The 16,288-nt window shown below is 66.7% G+C and carries 11 protein-coding genes and 2 riboswitches; of the genes, 7 read left to right on the top strand and 4 right to left on the bottom strand.

Annotated elements, in window-relative coordinates:
* Positions 1–34: 34 nt before the first annotated feature.
* The 7 genes from HV766_RS03810 to HV766_RS03780 all read left to right on the top strand — a co-directional run bounded on the left by HV766_RS03810 (position 35) and on the right by HV766_RS03780 (position 10,338).
* Entirely contained in the window at positions 35–1,600 is a 1,566-nt protein-coding gene (locus HV766_RS03810; protein ID WP_054451985.1) for an ABC transporter substrate-binding protein, read from the top strand.
* Between the two features lie 26 nt (positions 1,601–1,626).
* Positions 1,627–2,568 (top strand): ABC transporter permease, encoded by a 942-nt coding sequence (locus tag HV766_RS03805; RefSeq protein WP_054451986.1) that lies wholly within the window; start codon positions 1,627–1,629, stop codon positions 2,566–2,568.
* A gap of 4 nt (positions 2,569–2,572) precedes the next feature.
* Positions 2,573–3,478, top strand: coding sequence for an ABC transporter permease (locus HV766_RS03800; RefSeq protein ID WP_054451987.1), 906 nt, complete (start codon positions 2,573–2,575; stop codon positions 3,476–3,478).
* 5 nt (positions 3,479–3,483) lie between these two features.
* Positions 3,484–5,175 carry an ABC transporter ATP-binding protein gene (locus HV766_RS03795; RefSeq protein WP_054451988.1) on the top strand — a complete coding sequence of 564 codons (1,692 nt, stop codon included), beginning with the start codon at positions 3,484–3,486 and terminating at the stop codon, positions 5,173–5,175.
* A 32-nt stretch (positions 5,176–5,207) separates the two neighbouring features.
* Positions 5,208–6,617 carry an amidase gene (locus HV766_RS03790; RefSeq protein WP_054451989.1) on the top strand — a complete coding sequence of 470 codons (1,410 nt, stop codon included), beginning with the start codon at positions 5,208–5,210 and terminating at the stop codon, positions 6,615–6,617.
* Positions 6,618–6,650: 33 nt separating this feature from the next.
* Positions 6,651–8,126 (top strand): M81 family metallopeptidase, encoded by a 1,476-nt coding sequence (locus tag HV766_RS03785; protein WP_175180590.1) that lies wholly within the window; start codon positions 6,651–6,653, stop codon positions 8,124–8,126.
* Positions 8,127–8,364: 238 nt separating this feature from the next.
* Entirely contained in the window at positions 8,365–10,338 is a 1,974-nt protein-coding gene (locus HV766_RS03780; RefSeq protein ID WP_175180589.1) for a DUF945 family protein, read from the top strand.
* A gap of 96 nt (positions 10,339–10,434) precedes the next feature.
* Here the strand turns inward: HV766_RS03780 and gcvP are convergent, their stop codons facing one another.
* The 4 genes from gcvP to HV766_RS03760 all read right to left on the bottom strand — a co-directional run bounded on the left by gcvP (position 10,435) and on the right by HV766_RS03760 (position 16,276).
* Entirely contained in the window at positions 10,435–13,308 is a 2,874-nt protein-coding gene (gene gcvP / locus HV766_RS03775) for an aminomethyl-transferring glycine dehydrogenase (protein ID WP_054451992.1), read from the bottom strand.
* A gap of 103 nt (positions 13,309–13,411) precedes the next feature.
* Positions 13,412–13,789 (bottom strand): glycine cleavage system protein GcvH, encoded by a 378-nt coding sequence (gene gcvH / locus HV766_RS03770; protein WP_042795177.1) that lies wholly within the window; start codon positions 13,787–13,789, stop codon positions 13,412–13,414.
* A 98-nt stretch (positions 13,790–13,887) separates the two neighbouring features.
* Positions 13,888–14,988 carry a glycine cleavage system aminomethyltransferase GcvT gene (gcvT, locus tag HV766_RS03765; RefSeq protein ID WP_119450323.1) on the bottom strand — a complete coding sequence of 367 codons (1,101 nt, stop codon included), beginning with the start codon at positions 14,986–14,988 and terminating at the stop codon, positions 13,888–13,890.
* Positions 14,989–15,074: 86 nt separating this feature from the next.
* Positions 15,075–15,197: riboswitch (glycine riboswitch) on the bottom strand.
* 35 nt (positions 15,198–15,232) lie between these two features.
* Positions 15,233–15,328, bottom strand: a riboswitch (glycine riboswitch).
* Positions 15,329–15,382: 54 nt separating this feature from the next.
* Positions 15,383–16,276: a ZIP family metal transporter gene (locus tag HV766_RS03760; protein ID WP_054451994.1), complete on the bottom strand. Its 894-nt coding sequence runs from the start codon at positions 16,274–16,276 to the stop codon at positions 15,383–15,385.
* Positions 16,277–16,288 lie beyond the last annotated feature (12 nt).

Here is a 16,288-nt window from a genome sequence, read left to right as displayed (position 1 = left end):
TGGCGCCGCTCACCACGCATCAAGGGGAACATTCATGCTGAAGTACGTCCGAGCGGCCGCGCTGGCCGGCGCCACCATGATGATGGCTCACGGCGCCTACGCCGAGACCGTCATCAAGTCGGTGATGCACTCGCCTCTGCGCCTGACCGACCCGCATGCCACCACCGCGTACATCACGACGTGGCACGGCTACATGATTTACGACACCCTGCTGGCCACCGACGCCGACAACAAGATCCAGCCGCAGATGCTGGAAAAGTGGGAAGTCTCCCCCGATGGCAAGACCTACACCATGACCTTGCGCGACGGCCAGAAATGGCATGACGGCAAGCCGGTGACGTCCGAGGATTGCGTCGCTTCGATCAAGCGCTGGGCCGCCGGCGACGGCATGGGCCGCACGCTGCTGAAGTTCACCGACAAGATCGAAGTCATCGACGACAAGAATTTCCGCATCGTCATGAAGGAACCCACGGACCTGGCGCTGCGCGCCCTGTCCAAGCCCACCGGCACCGCGCCGTTCATGATGCCCAAGCGCATCGCCGAACAGGCCATCGGTCAGCCCATCACCGACATGACCGGCTCGGGTCCGTTCAAGGTCATCGAATTCAAGCCGGGCGTGAAGACCGTCTACGCCAAGAACGCCGACTACGTGCCGCGCAAGGAACCCGCAAGCGGCCTGGCCGGCGGCAAGGTCGTCAATGTCGACAAGGTCGAATGGGACGTCATGCCGGATGCGCTGACCACCGCCAACGCGCTGCTGGGCGGCGAGATCGACTTCGTCGAACAGTTCCCCTACGACCTGCTGCCGATGATCGAAGGCAACAAGGATCTGAAGGAAGAGTCGCTCAGCCCGGTCGGCTACTTCACGATGTACCGCTTCAACTTCAAGTACCCGCCCTTCAACAACAAGAAGGTGCGCCAGGCCGCGATGTACGCCATCGGCCAGGAAGACGTGATGAAGGCGCTGGTCGGCAATCCGAAGTACTGGAAGACCTGCGCCTCGCTGTGGGGTTGCGGCACGCCGCTGGAAAGCGACATCGGCAAGGACATGGTGGTGCCGTCCAACATCGAAAAGGCCAAGGCGCTGCTGAAGGAAGCGGGCTACGACAACACGCCCATCCTGGTCATGCACGCGACCGACGTCGGTACGCTGTCGGCGCAGCCGGTGGTGATGGCGCAGGCGCTGCGCAAGGCCGGCTTCAACGTCAACCTGGCCGCGATGGACTGGCAAAGCGTCGCAACGCGCCGCGCCTCGAAGGCTGCGCCCGCGGAAGGCGGCTGGAACATCCACAACACCAACTGGTACGCCACCGACGTGATGGACCCGGTCCGTTCCGCCCCGGCCGCGGCCAACGGCGACAACGCCTGGTTCGGCTGGCCCGACTTCCCGCAGATCGAAGAGCTGCGCACCAAGATGGCGCTGACCTCCGACCCCGCGGAACAGAAGAAGATCGCCGAGGAAGTGCAGCGCATCGGCATCGATGAAGGCCTGTACGTGCCGCTGGGCCAGATGTCCGTGCCCACCGTCTACTCGACCAAGCTCTCGGGCCTGGTGCACGCGCCGGTGTTCGCGTTCTGGAACGTCAAGAAAGCCCCTTGATGGGCAAGTAGTTCAGGGGGAAATACATGCTGGCATTTGTCTCACGCCGGCTCCTCGCGACCATCCCCGTTCTGGTGATGGTCGCGGTGGTGGTCTTCGCGATATTGCGTTTCAGCCCGGGAGATCCGGCCATCATCATGGCGGGCGACGGCGCCACGCCCGAGCGCATCGTCCAGATACGCCAGACGATGGGCCTGGACCAGCCGGTCATCAAGCAGTTCTTCATCTGGGGCGGCAAGCTCCTGCAAGGCGACCTGGGCACTTCGCTCATGTCGGGCGTGCCGGTCACCAAGCTGATCGGCCAGCGCCTGGAACCGTCGCTCAGCCTGGCGGTGCTGACCCTGGTGTTCACCCTGCTCGTCGCCATTCCGCTGGGCGTGCTGGCCGCATGGCGCCAAGGCAAGCTGCTGGACCGCGCCGTGATGGGCTTCTCGGTGCTGGGATTCTCGGTGCCGGTCTTCGTCACGGGCTACCTGCTGATCTGGCTCTTCGCCATCAAGCTGGGCTGGTTCAACGTGCAGGGCTACGCGCCGCTGGCCAAGGGCTTCTGGCCGTACCTGCACCGCCTCATCCTGCCGTCGCTGGCCCTGTCCACGGTCTACGTGGCGCTGATCGCGCGCATCACGCGCACCAGCGTCATCGAGGTCATGGGCGAGGACTTCATCCGCACGGCGCGCTCCAAGGGCCTGGGCGAAACCGGCGTGCTGCTGGGCCACGCCCTGCGCAACGCCGCCGTGCCCATCGCCACGGTGGTGGGCCTGGGCATCGCGCTGCTGATCAGCGGCGTGGTCGTGACCGAATCGGTGTTCAACATCCCCGGCCTGGGCCGGCTGGTGGTGGAAGCCGTGCTCGCGCGCGATTACCCCGTCATCCAGGGCCTGACGCTCTTCTTCGCGTTCGTCTACGTGTTCATCAATCTTGTTGTCGATTGCGCCTACACGGTGTTCGACCCTCGGATCAGGTACTAACACCATGCAAACGCCAACCGATGCCGCCGCGCAAGCGGCCGCAGATCTCCCCGGCGGCGGCACGCCCCAAGCCACCGCCTGGCGCCAGATCCGCCAGGGCCTCAAAAGCTGGCCCGTGATGCTGGCGCTGATCGTGCTGGTGGCCGTCGTCGCCATCGCGCTGTTCGCACCGCTGCTGGGCACAGTCGACCCCACCTCGATCAACCCCGGCGCGCGCCTGAAGCCGCCCTTCTCCGATTACCTGCTGGGCACCGACGCCTTCGGCCGCGACGTCTGGTCGCGCGTGGCCTACGGCGCGCGCGTCTCGCTGATCGCGGGCCTGGGCGCGGCGCTGGTCAGCGTCGCCATCGGCCTGGTCATCGGCGTGATCGCGGGCTGGTTCCGTTCACTGGACGGGCTGATCATGCGCACCATGGACGCCATCATGGCCATCCCCGGCATCCTGCTGGCGATCGCCCTGGTATCGGTCACTGGCGCCAGCATCACGACCGTTCTGGTCGCCATCACCATCCCCGAAATTCCGCGCGTGGTGCGGCTGGTGCGCGGCCAGATCCTGACCGTGCGCGGCGAACCCTATGTCGAAGCCGCGCTGGCCCTGGGCACGCCGCTGCCGCTGCTGCTGTGGCGCCACATGGTGCCCAGCACCATCGCGCCGCTGACGGTACAGGGCACCTATGTGTTCGCGTCCGCCATGCTCACCGAAGCCATCCTGAGCTTCCTGGGCGCGGGCATCCCGCCCGAGATCGCCTCCTGGGGCAACATCATGTCCGAAGGACGCATGTACTTCCGCATGCTGCCCGGCCTGATCCTGTTCCCCGGCCTGTTCCTGTCGCTGACCGTGCTCAGCGTGAACATCCTGGGCGACGCCTTGCGCGACGCGCTGGACCCGAAAATGGTGCGCAGGATCTGATGCCGATGACCTATTCCCCCACTCCTCCCGCGGGCGATACTTCGACCGCCATCCTGGCCATCCGCAACCTCTCGGTGGAAGTCGCCGGCGCCGGCAACCGCGTCGTGCGCAACCTGAGCCTGGACGTGCATGCCGGCGAAACCGTGTGCGTGGTCGGCGAATCCGGCTCCGGCAAATCCGTCACCTCGCTGGCCGTCATGGGCCTGCTGCCTCCCGGCGTGCTGGGCGTCAGCGCGGGTTCGATCCGCGTGGAAGGCGAAGACGTGGTCACGGCCACGCAGCGCCGCCTGCGCGAGATGCGCGCCACGCGCATGGCCATGGTGTTCCAGGAACCCATGACCGCGCTGAACCCCGTGCACACCGTGGGCAAGCAGGTCGACGAAGTGCTGCGCCTGCACCGCAAGCAGATGTCGGCCGCGGAACGCCGCGCCAAGGTGCTGGACATGTTCCGGTCGGTGCACCTGCCAGACGTCGAACGCATCTTCGAAGCCTATCCGCACCAATTGTCGGGCGGCCAGCGCCAGCGCATCGTGATCGCCATGGCGCTGATCCTGGAGCCCAAGCTGCTGATCGCGGACGAGCCGACCACGGCGCTGGACGTCACCACGCAGAAGCAGATTCTGGCGCTCATCAAGGAACTGCAGGTCAAGCACCAGACCGCGGTGCTGTTCATCACCCACGACTTCGGCGTGGTGGCCGAGATCTCCGACCGCATCGTGGTGATGAACCGCGGCGACCTGATCGAAAGCGGCACGCGCAACGAGATCCTGGCCGAGCCCAAGCAGTCCTATACCCGTCGCCTGGTGTCGTCCGTACCCAGCCTGGTGCCCTCGCGCCGCGAGGCGCCGGCGGGCATGCCGGTGCTGCACGTCAAGGGCCTGGGCCGCACCTACGGCACCAAGAGTTCGCTGTTCTCGCGCCAGGCCGCGCGCAACGTGATCGCGGCCGCCGACGTCAACCTGACGCTGCGCAAGGGCGAGATCCTGGGCATCGTGGGCGAGTCCGGTTCAGGCAAGTCGACCGTGGCGCGCTGCATCGTGCGCCTGATCGAACCCACCGCCGGCCACATGATGATGGGCGGCGAAGACCTCAGCACCCTGTCCGGCTCGGCGCTGCGCCCGGTGCGCCGCCGCATCCAGATCGTGTTCCAGGATCCGTACCGTTCGCTGAATCCGCGCCGCACCGTCGGTGAGTCCATCATCGAGGGCCTCTTGAACTTCGGCGTGGCCCGCGAGCAGGCATTGAAGCGCGCCGGCGAAACGCTGAGCGTGGTGGGCCTGAGTCCGGACGCAATGAACCGCTACCCGCACCAGTTCTCCGGCGGCCAGCGCCAACGCATCTGCATCGCGCGTGCCCTGGTCATGGACCCCGAGGTCCTGGTGGCCGACGAAGCCGTGTCCGCATTGGACGTGTCGGTGCAGGCGCAGGTGCTGGAACTGCTGGAACAGGTGCGCCAGCGCACCGGCGTGGGCGTGCTGTTCATCACCCACGACCTGCGCGTGGCGGCACAGATCTGCGACACCATCATGGTCATGCAGCGAGGGAAGGTCGTCGAAACCGGCTCCGCCGAAACCGTGCTGACCGAACCGCGCCACGAATACACGCGGGCCCTGATCGACGCCGCCCCCGGACGCGACTGGGACTTCCGCAACTTCCGGCCTGTCGCCGCCGGCCTGGGCCACGCGGCCGCGCCCTGAAACTCGCAGCCTGTACACACACTGGAACCGAAATGCCGCAACCGCATGAACTGTCCGCCGTGGAGCTGCTCCAGGCCTACCGCGACAAGACGCTCTCGCCCGTCGAAGTCACCCGCTCGGTGCTGGAGCATATCGCCCGCTGGGAGCCCCAGCTAAAGGCCACCTACGCGCTGGATGCGGACGGCGCGCTGGCGCAGGCCCGCGCCTCCGAGGCTCGCTGGATGAAGGGCGAACCGCTGGCGACCGGCGGGCACACGCTGGACGGCGTGCCCGCCACCATCAAGGAAAACATCGCCACGCGCGGCGTGCCGGTGCCGCTGGGCACGGCAGCAACGGAATTGAAGCCTGCCGCCGCCGATGCACCGCCGGCCGCCCGCATGCGCGAGGCGGGCGCCGTGCTGCTGGGCAAGACCACCATGCCCGACTTCGGCATGCTGTCCTCGGGACTGTCCAGCTTCCATGAACTGACCCGCAATCCCTGGGACCTTTCCAAGAACCCCGGAGGCTCCAGCGCCGGCGCGGGCGCCGCGGCAGCCGCAGGCTACGGCCCGCTGCATATCGGCACCGACATCGGCGGTTCCGTGCGTCTGCCGGCGGCCTGGTGCGGCATTGCCACGCTCAAGCCCAGCCTGGGCCGCATTCCCATCGACCCGCCGTTCATGGGCCGCTGCGCCGGCCCCATGACGCGCACCGTCGCCGACTCGGCGCTCATGATGGGCGTGCTGTCGCAGCCCGACGCGCGCGACCACATGAGCCTGCCCTACCAGGACTTCGACTGGCTGGACCTGGAACTCGACCTGCGCGGCCTGCGCATCGGCTTGCTCATGGATGCGGGCTGCGGCCTGCCCCTGGACCCGGAAATCCGCGCCGCGGTCGAGGCCGCTGCCCGCGCCTTCGAGGCCGCCGGCGCCATCGTGACGCCGATGCAGCCCTGGATGACGCCCGACATGCTGGAGGGCGTGGACCGCTTCTGGCGCACGCGCTCGGCCATCGATCTGTCGGCCTTGCCGCAGGCCCGCCGCGACAAGATCCTGCCCTTCATCCGCACCTGGGCGGAAAGCGGCGGCGGCCAGTCCGGCGAAGCCGTATTCCGCAGCTACTACGAGACCATGAACGTGCGCGCCAAGACGGTCGCGGCCTGCGCGCCCTACGACTACGTGCTCTCGCCCGTGGCCCCGGTGGTCGCCTACAACGCCGAATGGCCGTCGCCCACCAACGAGGTCGCGACCACCATGCACCACATCGGATTCACGCTTCCGTACAACATGAGCGAGCAGCCCGCGGCGTCCGTCAATTGCGGCTACACCAAGGCCGGCCTGCCCATCGGCCTGCAGATCGCTGGCGCGCGCTTTGACGACCTGGGGGTGCTGCGCATGGCGCGCGCCTGGGAAGCCATGCGACCCGAACAACACCCCTGGCCCCAGCCGCCCCGGGCGGCCTGACCGATCCTCAACAGCAAACCCACAGGAATTCCCATGCGTTGGCTTTTGGCAATGATCAAGCACGAGACGAATACGTTTTCGCCCGTGCCTACCCCGCTTGAGCGCTTCTTTCGCGGCAACCCGGAGGTCCTGGCCGGCGACCGCGCCATCAAGGCCTACGAGAACACCGACAGCGGGCTGGGCGGCTATATCGAAGTGGCGCGCCGCGAAGGCGCCGAGATGGTCGTGCCCGTGGCGGCCGAATCCTGGCCCAGCGGCCCCGCCAGCGCCGAAACCCATGAACGGCTATGCAAGCTGGTCCTGGACGAGGTCCAGCGCGGCGGCTACGACGCCATCCTGCTCGACCTGCACGGCGCCATGGTCGCCGAAGGCGTGGAGGACGCCGAGGGCGACCTGCTGCGCCGCCTGCGCGAGATCGATCCGCACACGCCCGTGGCGGTGACGCTGGACATGCACGCCAATATCTACGACGACATCGTCAAGCATGCCACGGTCATCACCGGCTTCCATACCTATCCGCACGTGGACATCCGCGCGGCCGGCCTGCGCGCCGCGAACGTGATCGCGCGCACCCTGAAGGGCGAGATCAAGCCTGTCATGTCCTGGGCCAACAAGCCCATGCTGCCGCACATCATGTGCCAAGGCACCCACGCGGTGCCCAACAAGCCGCTGCAGGAACGCTGCAAGGAACTGGAAGCCGGCGGCGTCCTGGCCGCCTCCGTCTTCGTGGGATTCCCCCACGCCGACATCCGCGAAGCCGGCCTGAGCGCCGTGGTCTGTACCGACGGCAACCTGGCCCAGGCGCAGCGCCACCGCGACGAACTGCTGGACCAGGCCTGGAACGGCCGCGCCGACTGGGTATTCCACCCGGAGCCGCTGGCGCCCACCATAGCCCGCGCCAAGGCCATCGAACAAGGCCCGGTCGTGCTGCTGGACCATTACGACAATACCGGTTCCGGCGGCACCATGGACACCACCGCCGTGCTGGCCGAGGTGCTGCGCCAGGAACTGGAGAACGTGGTCTTCTATGCCATTTGCGACCCGCAGGCCGCACTCGACGCGGCTGCGGCAGGCGTGGGCCAGACAATCACGATCCAGCTCGGCGGCAAGCTCGCCATGCCCGCCATCAAGGAGCCCAGCGAGCCGCTGGAGGTTACCGGCCGCGTCAAGCTGGTGTTCGACGGCGTCTACCTGAACCGCGGCCCCATGTACCGCGGCGTGCGCAACGACACCGGCCTGACGGTCGTGATCGACACAGGCCGCGTGGAAATCGTGGTGGTGTCCCGTCACCAGGAGCCGTTCGACATCAACTGCCTGCTGTCGGCCGGCATCGATCCGCTGCAAAAACGCTATGTCGTGCTCAAGAGCCGGGTGCATTGGCGCGCGGGCTTTTCCGACATGGCAACGCAGGTCATCGAATGCACCGGCGTGGGGGTGACCACCTCGGACTACGGCCAGCTTGATTTCAAGCACGTGCGCCGCCCCATCTATCCCCTAGATCCGATGTAAACCGGACCGCCGTCGCTGTACCCCGGAAAGCCGGCGCAACTGCGCCGGCTTTCATTTTGAAATCTTCTGTAACGGCGAGCGCCCTCAGATGACCATCGGCCTCGGTATACTCGCCGCGGGCCTTACAGGCCGATGAATACGCGTATTCCGATGGCGGGCGTCAGTAACGGCGTCCGGCGGCCAGAAGCAGCCGCCGTTCACCGGATATGACTCGATAATCAACGATACAAGCAGAACGATGAAAAAGAGCGTAGCGATCACCCTGGGCGTGGTCATAGTGGGAGCGGGAAGCTGGGTCGGGGCCACGTGGTACACCGGCAAGCGCATCGAGGAAAGCTCGCAGCGCCACCTGGCGGAAGCCAATGAAAAGCTGGCCAAGATCACGCCCCTGTTCGGTCTGCGCATCGATCAGCTGAAGTACGAGCGTGGCCTGTTCTCGACGCAGGCGCGCTACGGCGTGTCGCTGGTCAAGGGCGACAAGGTCGCCGAAGACATGCCCAAGGGCATGATCGAGTTCGATGCGTCCATCGAACACGGCCCCTTCCCCAAGAGCGCCCTGGCGCGCGGCGCCATCGCGCCCAAGCTGGCGTTCACGCACGCCGAGCTCGCCAAGACCGACAACATCAAGGAACTGTTCGAGCTGACCAAGGGCGTCGCGCCCCTGAGCGCCGACACGGTCATCAGTTTCGGCGGCTTCGCCACCTCCACCGCCAATATTGCCCCCGTGCAGATCACGCACGAAGGCAACGCCGTCAATTTCAGCGGCATGGCGATCAACGGCACCTTCGACCGCGCGCTGCAGGCCGTCACGGCGCACGCCCTGGTCGAAACGCTGTCGGTGGACGGCGAAAAGTCGGATGATCCCGTCAAGATGCTGATGTCCGGCCTGACCATGGACGTAGACAGCCGCATGGGCAAGTTCGGCCTCTCCATCGGAGATTCCAGCGTCAAGCTCAAGCGCCTCGACGTGACCCGCGCCGGCGACGACATCAAGGTCTCGGTGGACAATCTGGGCTACGGCGTCAAGCTGGCCGAAGACGACAAGAACGTCAACGTCGAAGCCACCTACCAGACCGGCACCATCACGCTCAACGACGTGGCGCTGGGCAACGGCCAGGCCGTGATCAAGCTCGCCAAGCTGGACGGCGCCGCCATCAAGCAGCTGTCGGACACCTACAACCAGATCGTGCGCCAGTACATGCTGGGCGCCAGCGACGAAGGCCTGAAGGACGAGCAGTTCGACGCCGTGCTGGAAAACGCCGGCAAGCTGCTCAACGGCAACCCCACGTTCAGCATCGACCCGATCAGCTGGAAGACCGACAAGGGCGAAAGCAAGCTGACCTTCGCGCTGGACCTGACCAATCCGCCCAACGTCAAGGACCTGACGCCGCAGGAGATCATGGTCAAGGCCATCAAGCAGATCGATGCGACGCTGGTCATCTCCAAGCCCATGGTGCGGGAACTGATCGTCCAGTACGCCGTCAAGAAGCAGGGCTTGACCGCGGAAAAGGCGGCCGAGGAAGCCGACGACCAGATGCGCTCGATGTCCGGCATGGCTGAAATGCTCAACGTCGGCAAGAACGACGGCGACAACATCATCGGCAAGTTCCACTACGCCGATGGCATGGGCGACCTGAACGGCCAGAAGATCCCCGCCGACGAACTGTTCTCGGGCCTGCTGGGCGCGACCGGAATGGACGACGACATGGATGACATGGACGGCATGGAAGAGGAAGGCGAACCGGCCGAAGGCGCGGAACTTGCCGCGCCCTCCGACACCGCGTCCGTGGCCGGCTACATGCAGGACTTCGACCTGGACACCGTGACGACCATGCTGGACGACATGGTCTACAACCCCCGCAAGCAAGACGGCGACGAAGGTCCCGTCCTGATCCTGGATCCCCGCGACACTGGCGCCAGCGAGCTGCGCGTCGACTTCCTGTGCAACGACTTCACCGAGAAGTGCCATGACCTCGTCGTGACCGCGACCTACAGCAGCAAGAAGCCGGTCTCGCTCAAGGCCATCAACGCCTGGAACCAGGAATACCGCTGGACCCGCGCCTACCTGGACGACAAGAACCGGGCCGTGCTGCAGATGGACATGAACTCGGAAGGCGGCATCGGCAAGGAAAACCTGCAGATCATGCTCAACACGTTCTTCAGCATCGCGGAAGACTTCTCGGTGGCCAGCAAGGCCGCGCCGGCGAAGTAAACCTCGGCTGACGCGAGACAAAAAAATCCCCCATCTTTCGGATGGGGGATTTTTTTTGCCTTGGACCCGGCTCGCGCCGGGCCTCCCGGCCCGCATTTATGCGTAGGCTTCGATCGGCAAGCAGGCGCACACCAGGTTGCGGTCGCCATAGGCGTTGTCCACGCGGGCAACCGGCGGCCAGTACTTGGCGTCGCGCAGCGAGGCCACCGGGTAGGCGGCCTGCTGGCGCGGGTACGCGTGCAGCCATTCCTCGGCCAGCAGCATCTGCGCGGTGTGCGGCGCGTTCTTCAGGACGTTGTCCTCGGCATCGCGCTCGCCGCGCTCGACCTGGGCGATTTCTTCGCGGATCGAGATCATCGCGTCGATGAAGCGGTCCAGTTCGGCAACGCCTTCCGATTCGGTCGGCTCGACCATCAGCGTGCCGGCCACCGGGAAGCTCATGGTGGGCGCATGGAAGCCGTAGTCCATCAGGCGCTTGGCGATGTCTTCGGCGCTGATGCCGCTGGTTTCCTTGAGCGGACGCACATCGAGGATGCACTCGTGCGCCACGCGGCCGTTGCGGCCCGCGTACAGGACCGGATAGTGGTCCCGCAGGCGGGTGGCGATGTAATTGGCGTTCAGGATGGCGACTTCGGTGGCGCGGCGCAGGCCGTCGGCGCCCATCAGCGAGATGTACACGAACGGAATCGGCAGGATGCCCGCGGAACCGAACGGCGCGGCCGACACCGGGCCGACCTTGGCGTCGCCAGGCAGCTTGCCCTGCTCGTTCACCACGCCCGGCAGGTACGGAGCCAGGTGCGCGCGCACCGCCACAGGGCCCACGCCGGGGCCGCCGCCGCCGTGCGGAATGCAGAAGGTCTTGTGCAGGTTCAGGTGGGACACGTCCGAACCGAACTTGCCCGGCTGGGCCACGCCCACCATCGCGTTCATGTTGGCGCCGTCCAGGTAGACCTGGCCGCCGGCCTGGTGCACCAGATCGCAGATCTCGGTGACGGCTTCCTCGAACACGCCGTGGGTCGACGGATACGTGATCATCAAAGCGGCCAGCTTGTCGCCGACCTGTTCGATCTTGGCGCGCAGGTCGGCCAGATCGACGTTGCCGTTGGCATCCGACGCCACCACCACCACGTCCATGCCGGCCAGTTGCGCCGAGGCCGGGTTGGTGCCGTGCGCCGACGACGGGATCAGGCAGATGTTGCGCTGATGCTGGCCGTTGGCCTGATGGTAGCCGCGGATGGCCAGGAGGCCTGCGTACTCGCCCTGCGCACCCGAGTTGGGCTGCAGGCTGATGTTGTCGTAGCCGGTGATCTCGCACAGCGCGGCCGACAGGCGGTCGATCAGTTCGTTGTAGCCCTGGCTTTGCGAAGCCGGCGCAAATGGGTGGATCAGCGCGAACTCGGGCCAGGTGATGGGGATCATCTCGGCGGTCGCGTTGAGCTTCATGGTGCACGAGCCCAGCGGAATCATGGTGCGGTCCAGCGCCAGATCCTTGTCGGCCAGCTTGCGCAGGTAGCGCAGCATGTCGGTTTCCGACTGCACGCTGGAGAACACCGGGTGCGTCAGGATCGCGCTTTCGCGCGCCACGCCGGCGGGAATGCCGCTGGCGGCGGCCGCGTCCAGCGCGTCGATGTCGAGTTCGACGTCATCGCGTTCCAGGCCGGCGGCGAAGACGTTGACCAGCGCCTGCAGGTCAGCCGCGGTCACGGTCTCGTCCAGCGACACCGCCAGGCGGGCGCCATCGACGCGGCGCAGGTTGATGTGCGCGCAATCGGCGGCGGTCAGGATGGCCGGCGTGGCCGCGCCGGTCTCCAGCAACAGCGTGTCGAAGAAGGTGTCGTTGACGACCTTCACGCCCAATTTGACCAGTTCGGCGCGCAGGATGGCGGTGCTGCGCTGCACGCGTTCGGCGATGCGGCGGATGCCGGCCGGGCCGTGCCAAACGGCATACATGCCAGCCATCACGGCCAGCAGCACTTGCGCGGTGCAGATGTTGGAAGTGGCCTTTTCGCGGCGGATGTGCTGTTCGCGCGTCTGCAGCGCCAGGCGCATGGCCGGGTTGCCCTGCGCGTCCTTGGACACGCCGACCAGGCGGCCAGCCATGTTGCGCTTGAAGGCGTCCTTGCAGGCCATGAAGCCGGCATGCGGGCCGCCGAAACCGAACGGCACGCCGAAGCGCTGGGCCGAACCGATGGCGATATCCGCGCCCCATTCGCCGGGCGCGGCCAGCAGGGCCAGCGCCAGCAGGTCGGTCGCGACGGCCACGATGGCGCCTTGCGCATGCGCGGCTTCGGCCAGCTTGCGGTAGTCGGCGACGGAGCCGGTGCTGTGCGGGTACTGCAGCAGCACGCCGAAGCACTCGGGCAGGCCTTCGGCCTCGTCGCCGATGGTGATTTCGATGTCCAGGCCTTCGGCGCGCGTGCGCACGACTTCGATGGTCTGGGGATGCACGTGGCGCGAAATGAAGAACACCGGGCTCTTCGACTTGGCGCTGCGGCGCGCCAGCGTCATGGCTTCGGCGGCGGCGGTGCTTTCGTCCAGCAGCGAGGCGTTGGAGATGTCCAGCCCGGTCAGGTCCGCGACCATGGTCTGGTAGTTCAGCAGGGCTTCGAGGCGGCCCTGCGAGATCTCGGGCTGGTAAGGCGTGTAGGCCGTGTACCAGGCGGGATTCTCAAGAATGTTGCGCAACACCACGTTGGGCGTCTGCGTGCCGTAGTACCCCTGGCCGATGTAGCTGCGGTAGACCTTGTTGCGGCCGGCGATCTGCTTCAGTTCGGCCAGCACGTCGGTTTCGCTGCGCGAGGCGGGCAGCGCGAGCGGGGCCTGGCTGCGGATCTTGGGCGGCACGACTTCTTCGATCAGGGCGTCCAGGCTGGCGCTGCCGATGACGGCAAGCATGGCGGCCTGGTCGGCGTCGGAAGGGCCGATGTGGCGGGGAATGAAGTCGGTGTGGGTGTCTAGGGCGCGCGACATGGAGAGGTCTCGGGATAGCGGGTGTCGTCGGAGGACGGACGGTATTGCATCTTGCGGAACAGGCGCGTGGCGGGTGCCCTGCGCCCGTTCCAGCCAGGCTGGCTTAGCCGTTGGCGACGGCTTCGTAGCCGGCGGCGTCGAGCAGCTTGTCGGCGTCGGCGGCGTTGACCGGCTTGATCTTGAAGATCCAGGCGGTGAAGGCCGATTCGTTGATCAGGTTGGGATTGTTTTCCAGCTCTTCGTTGAACGCGACGATCTCGCCGGCCACGGGAGCGTAGATGTCCGAAGCGGCCTTGACCGATTCGACCACGCCAGCGGTTTCACCGGCGTTCAGCTTGGCGCCGACCTTCACGTCGCCAACGAAGACCAGGTCGCCCAATTGATCCTGGGCGGTATCGGTGATGCCGACGACGAACACATCGCCTTCGGCTTTGACCCATTCATGGGACTCGGTGTACTTGCGATCGGTGGGCAGACTCATGGGAACTCCTGAGGGAATGCGGGTAGATGAATGGTGTTGCGCGCCTCGCGCGGGCGGCCGTCGCCCCAGGGGCCGGCGGCTCGCGCGAAGCTTCGAGTTTACGAGTGTTCGACCGCTTTGCCGTTACGCACGAACGGCAATTTGCAGGCCAGGGCGGGCACCCACTTACCGCGGATGTCGACCTCGACCGTGTCGCCCGGCTTGACGCCTTGAGGCAGACGGGCAAAGCCGATCGATACGCCCAGCGTGGGCGACATGGTGCCGCTGGTGAGCTCGCCCGTGCCTTCCTTGGTGCGCACGGCCATGTGCGCGCGCATCACGCCGCGTTCTTGCAGCTTCAGGCCGATGAAGGTGGCGGGGGTAGCGAATTGTTCCAGCGCGTCGCGGCCGATGAAGCGGCGCTCGGCGTTCTTCAGGGACACGGTCCAGGTCAGGCCGGCCTGGTCGGGCTGGGTCAGCTCGTCCATGTCCTGGCCGTACAGATTCATGCCGGCTTCCAGGCGCAGCGTGTCGCGCGCGCCCAGGCCGCAGGGCCGCACGCCCTGGGCGACCAGGTCGCGCCACAGCTGCACGACTTCGGCGGCCGGCAGCACGATTTCAAAGCCGTCCTCGCCGGTGTAGCCGGTACGGGCCACCAGGGTGTCGTCGCCCACGCGGGCGGCCACGAAGGGGGTCAGCGGCTCGCTGGCGGCCTGCCAGGCCGGGCGCGCGGCCCAGACCTTGGCGCGGGCGTTGGGGCCTTGCACGGCCACCATGGCCAGATCGCGGCGCGGCGTGATGGCAACGTCGAACTGGCCAGCCTGCTTGACGCGCTGCATCCAGGCGACGTCCTTGTCGGCCGTGCCTGCGTTGACCACGACGCGCCATTCGTCGGCGGCGAAGAAATAGATGATCAGGTCGTCGATCACGCCGCCTTGCGGGTTCAGCATGCAGCTGTACAACGCCTTGCCGGGCACGGTCAGCTTGGACACGTCGTTGGCGACCAGGCGCTGCAGGAAGGCGAACGCGTCGGGACCGGCCACGTCGACGTTCAGCATGTGCGACACGTCGAACATGCCGGCGTCCTGGCGCACGGCGTGGTGCTCTTCCAGCTGCGAACCGTAGGCCAGCGGCATGTCCCAGCCGCCGAAGTCGACCATGCGGGCGCCAGAGGCGATGTGTTCTTCGGCCAGCGGGGTGCGTTTGAGGGTTGCGGACATGCGCGGAAACTCCGGGGCGGCAGTGTTGCCAGGGTTACGGAATGCCAGTGGTGCCAAGCGGGGTGCGCTTGTACAACGGCTGAATCTTCCGCCCCTCTGTCCTTTTGCCTGAGAGTTGCCCCGCATGGCGGGTTTGCACCTTCGGCGCCTGGGCTGCTCGCTATGTCCCTAGTTCAGGGCCGGCGCCAGGTCTCTCCAGAGTACTGTTTTGCCGCGTCCGCACGGTGAGAAAACCGGGACAGGGCAAGCATGGGCGGTATGGGTTACCTGAGCGATTCCGGGCGAATTGCGCCTTCGGCGGCGGCCGGACGTACAGGCCGCTCTCTCCCGCAACATGCGTGACAGCGGCGCAAGCATACAACGAAAGCCGCGGCCAGGGAATGCCCGCGGCGGCTCAGCCCAGCGCCGTGTCCAGCAGCATCATAAGCACGAAACCCAGCATCAGGCCGCAGGTCGCGTAGACCTCATGCCCCTTGCGGTGCGATTCGGGGATGATCTCGTGGCTGATCACGAACAGCATGGCGCCTGCGGCAAAACCCAGGCCCCAGGGCAGAAGCGGCTCGGACCAGCCGACCACTGCGGCGCCGAGCACCGCGCCCAGCGGCTCGACCAGGCCGGACAGCATGCCCAGCGCCACCGCGAAGGCGCGCTGATAGCCCGCCGCCAGCAGCGCCACCGCCACCACCAGCCCTTCGGGAATGTCCTGGATCGCAATGCCGGTGGCCAGCGCGGTGCCGCGCATGGCGTCGTTGCCCGCGTAGCCCACGCCTATGGCCAGGCCTTCCGGCAGGTTATGCAGGGTGATGGCGAAGACGAACAGCCAAGTGCGGCGCAGGCGGTGCGCCTCGATGCCTTCCCGGCCCTTGATGAAATGTTCGTGCGGCAGGGTACGGTCCATGAGCAGCAGCACCGCCGCCCCCAGCAGTACGGCCGCGCCCACCGTCAAGCCGGCGCCCCAGGGGCCATAGCCCAGGTCGCGGCCCGCGGCGATGCCCGGCGCCACCAGCGAGAAGGCGCTGGCGGCCAGCATCACGCCGGCGCCGAAGCCGAACATGCTGTCCTGCATTTTCTGGGGGATGGTCCGGGCAAACAGGATGGGCAAAGTACCCAGGGCAGTAGCGCCCGCGGCCACCAGCCCGCCCAGGAGGGCATCGGCCACGTGCGGCGCGCGCACGTCCAGATAGGCCCACAACTGGTGCAGGCCCAGGCATGCCACCAATACGGCCAGGGTCCACACGCTGATGCTGGTGGCCGCCGGCCGCACGCGATGACGGCTGAAGGTATTCATGTGCCGCTGCCC

It is taken from the genome of Achromobacter aegrifaciens, from assembly GCF_902859735.1.
Taxonomy (GTDB): domain Bacteria; phylum Pseudomonadota; class Gammaproteobacteria; order Burkholderiales; family Burkholderiaceae_B; genus Achromobacter; species Achromobacter aegrifaciens.
The sequence above is the reverse complement of the archived record's forward strand: the minus strand, read 5'-3'. Positions and strand labels throughout refer to the sequence as shown.

What these genes read in the sequence shown, in the direction of transcription:
- gcvP (WP_054451992.1), bottom strand. Translation starts at nt 13,308, where the DNA reads ATGTCGCGCGCCCTAGACACCCACACCGACTTCATTCCCCGCCACATC.
- gcvT (WP_119450323.1), bottom strand. Translation starts at nt 14,988, where the DNA reads ATGTCCGCAACCCTCAAACGCACCCCGCTGGCCGAAGAACACATCGCC.
- HV766_RS03780 (WP_175180589.1), top strand. Translation starts at nt 8,365, where the DNA reads ATGAAAAAGAGCGTAGCGATCACCCTGGGCGTGGTCATAGTGGGAGCG.
- HV766_RS03805 (WP_054451986.1), top strand. Translation starts at nt 1,627, where the DNA reads ATGCTGGCATTTGTCTCACGCCGGCTCCTCGCGACCATCCCCGTTCTG.
- HV766_RS03790 (WP_054451989.1), top strand. Translation starts at nt 5,208, where the DNA reads ATGCCGCAACCGCATGAACTGTCCGCCGTGGAGCTGCTCCAGGCCTAC.
- HV766_RS03785 (WP_175180590.1), top strand. Translation starts at nt 6,651, where the DNA reads ATGCGTTGGCTTTTGGCAATGATCAAGCACGAGACGAATACGTTTTCG.
- HV766_RS03800 (WP_054451987.1), top strand. Translation starts at nt 2,573, where the DNA reads ATGCAAACGCCAACCGATGCCGCCGCGCAAGCGGCCGCAGATCTCCCC.
- gcvH (WP_042795177.1), bottom strand. Translation starts at nt 13,789, where the DNA reads ATGAGTCTGCCCACCGATCGCAAGTACACCGAGTCCCATGAATGGGTC.
- HV766_RS03810 (WP_054451985.1), top strand. Translation starts at nt 35, where the DNA reads ATGCTGAAGTACGTCCGAGCGGCCGCGCTGGCCGGCGCCACCATGATG.
- HV766_RS03760 (WP_054451994.1), bottom strand. Translation starts at nt 16,276, where the DNA reads ATGAATACCTTCAGCCGTCATCGCGTGCGGCCGGCGGCCACCAGCATC.
- HV766_RS03795 (WP_054451988.1), top strand. Translation starts at nt 3,484, where the DNA reads ATGACCTATTCCCCCACTCCTCCCGCGGGCGATACTTCGACCGCCATC.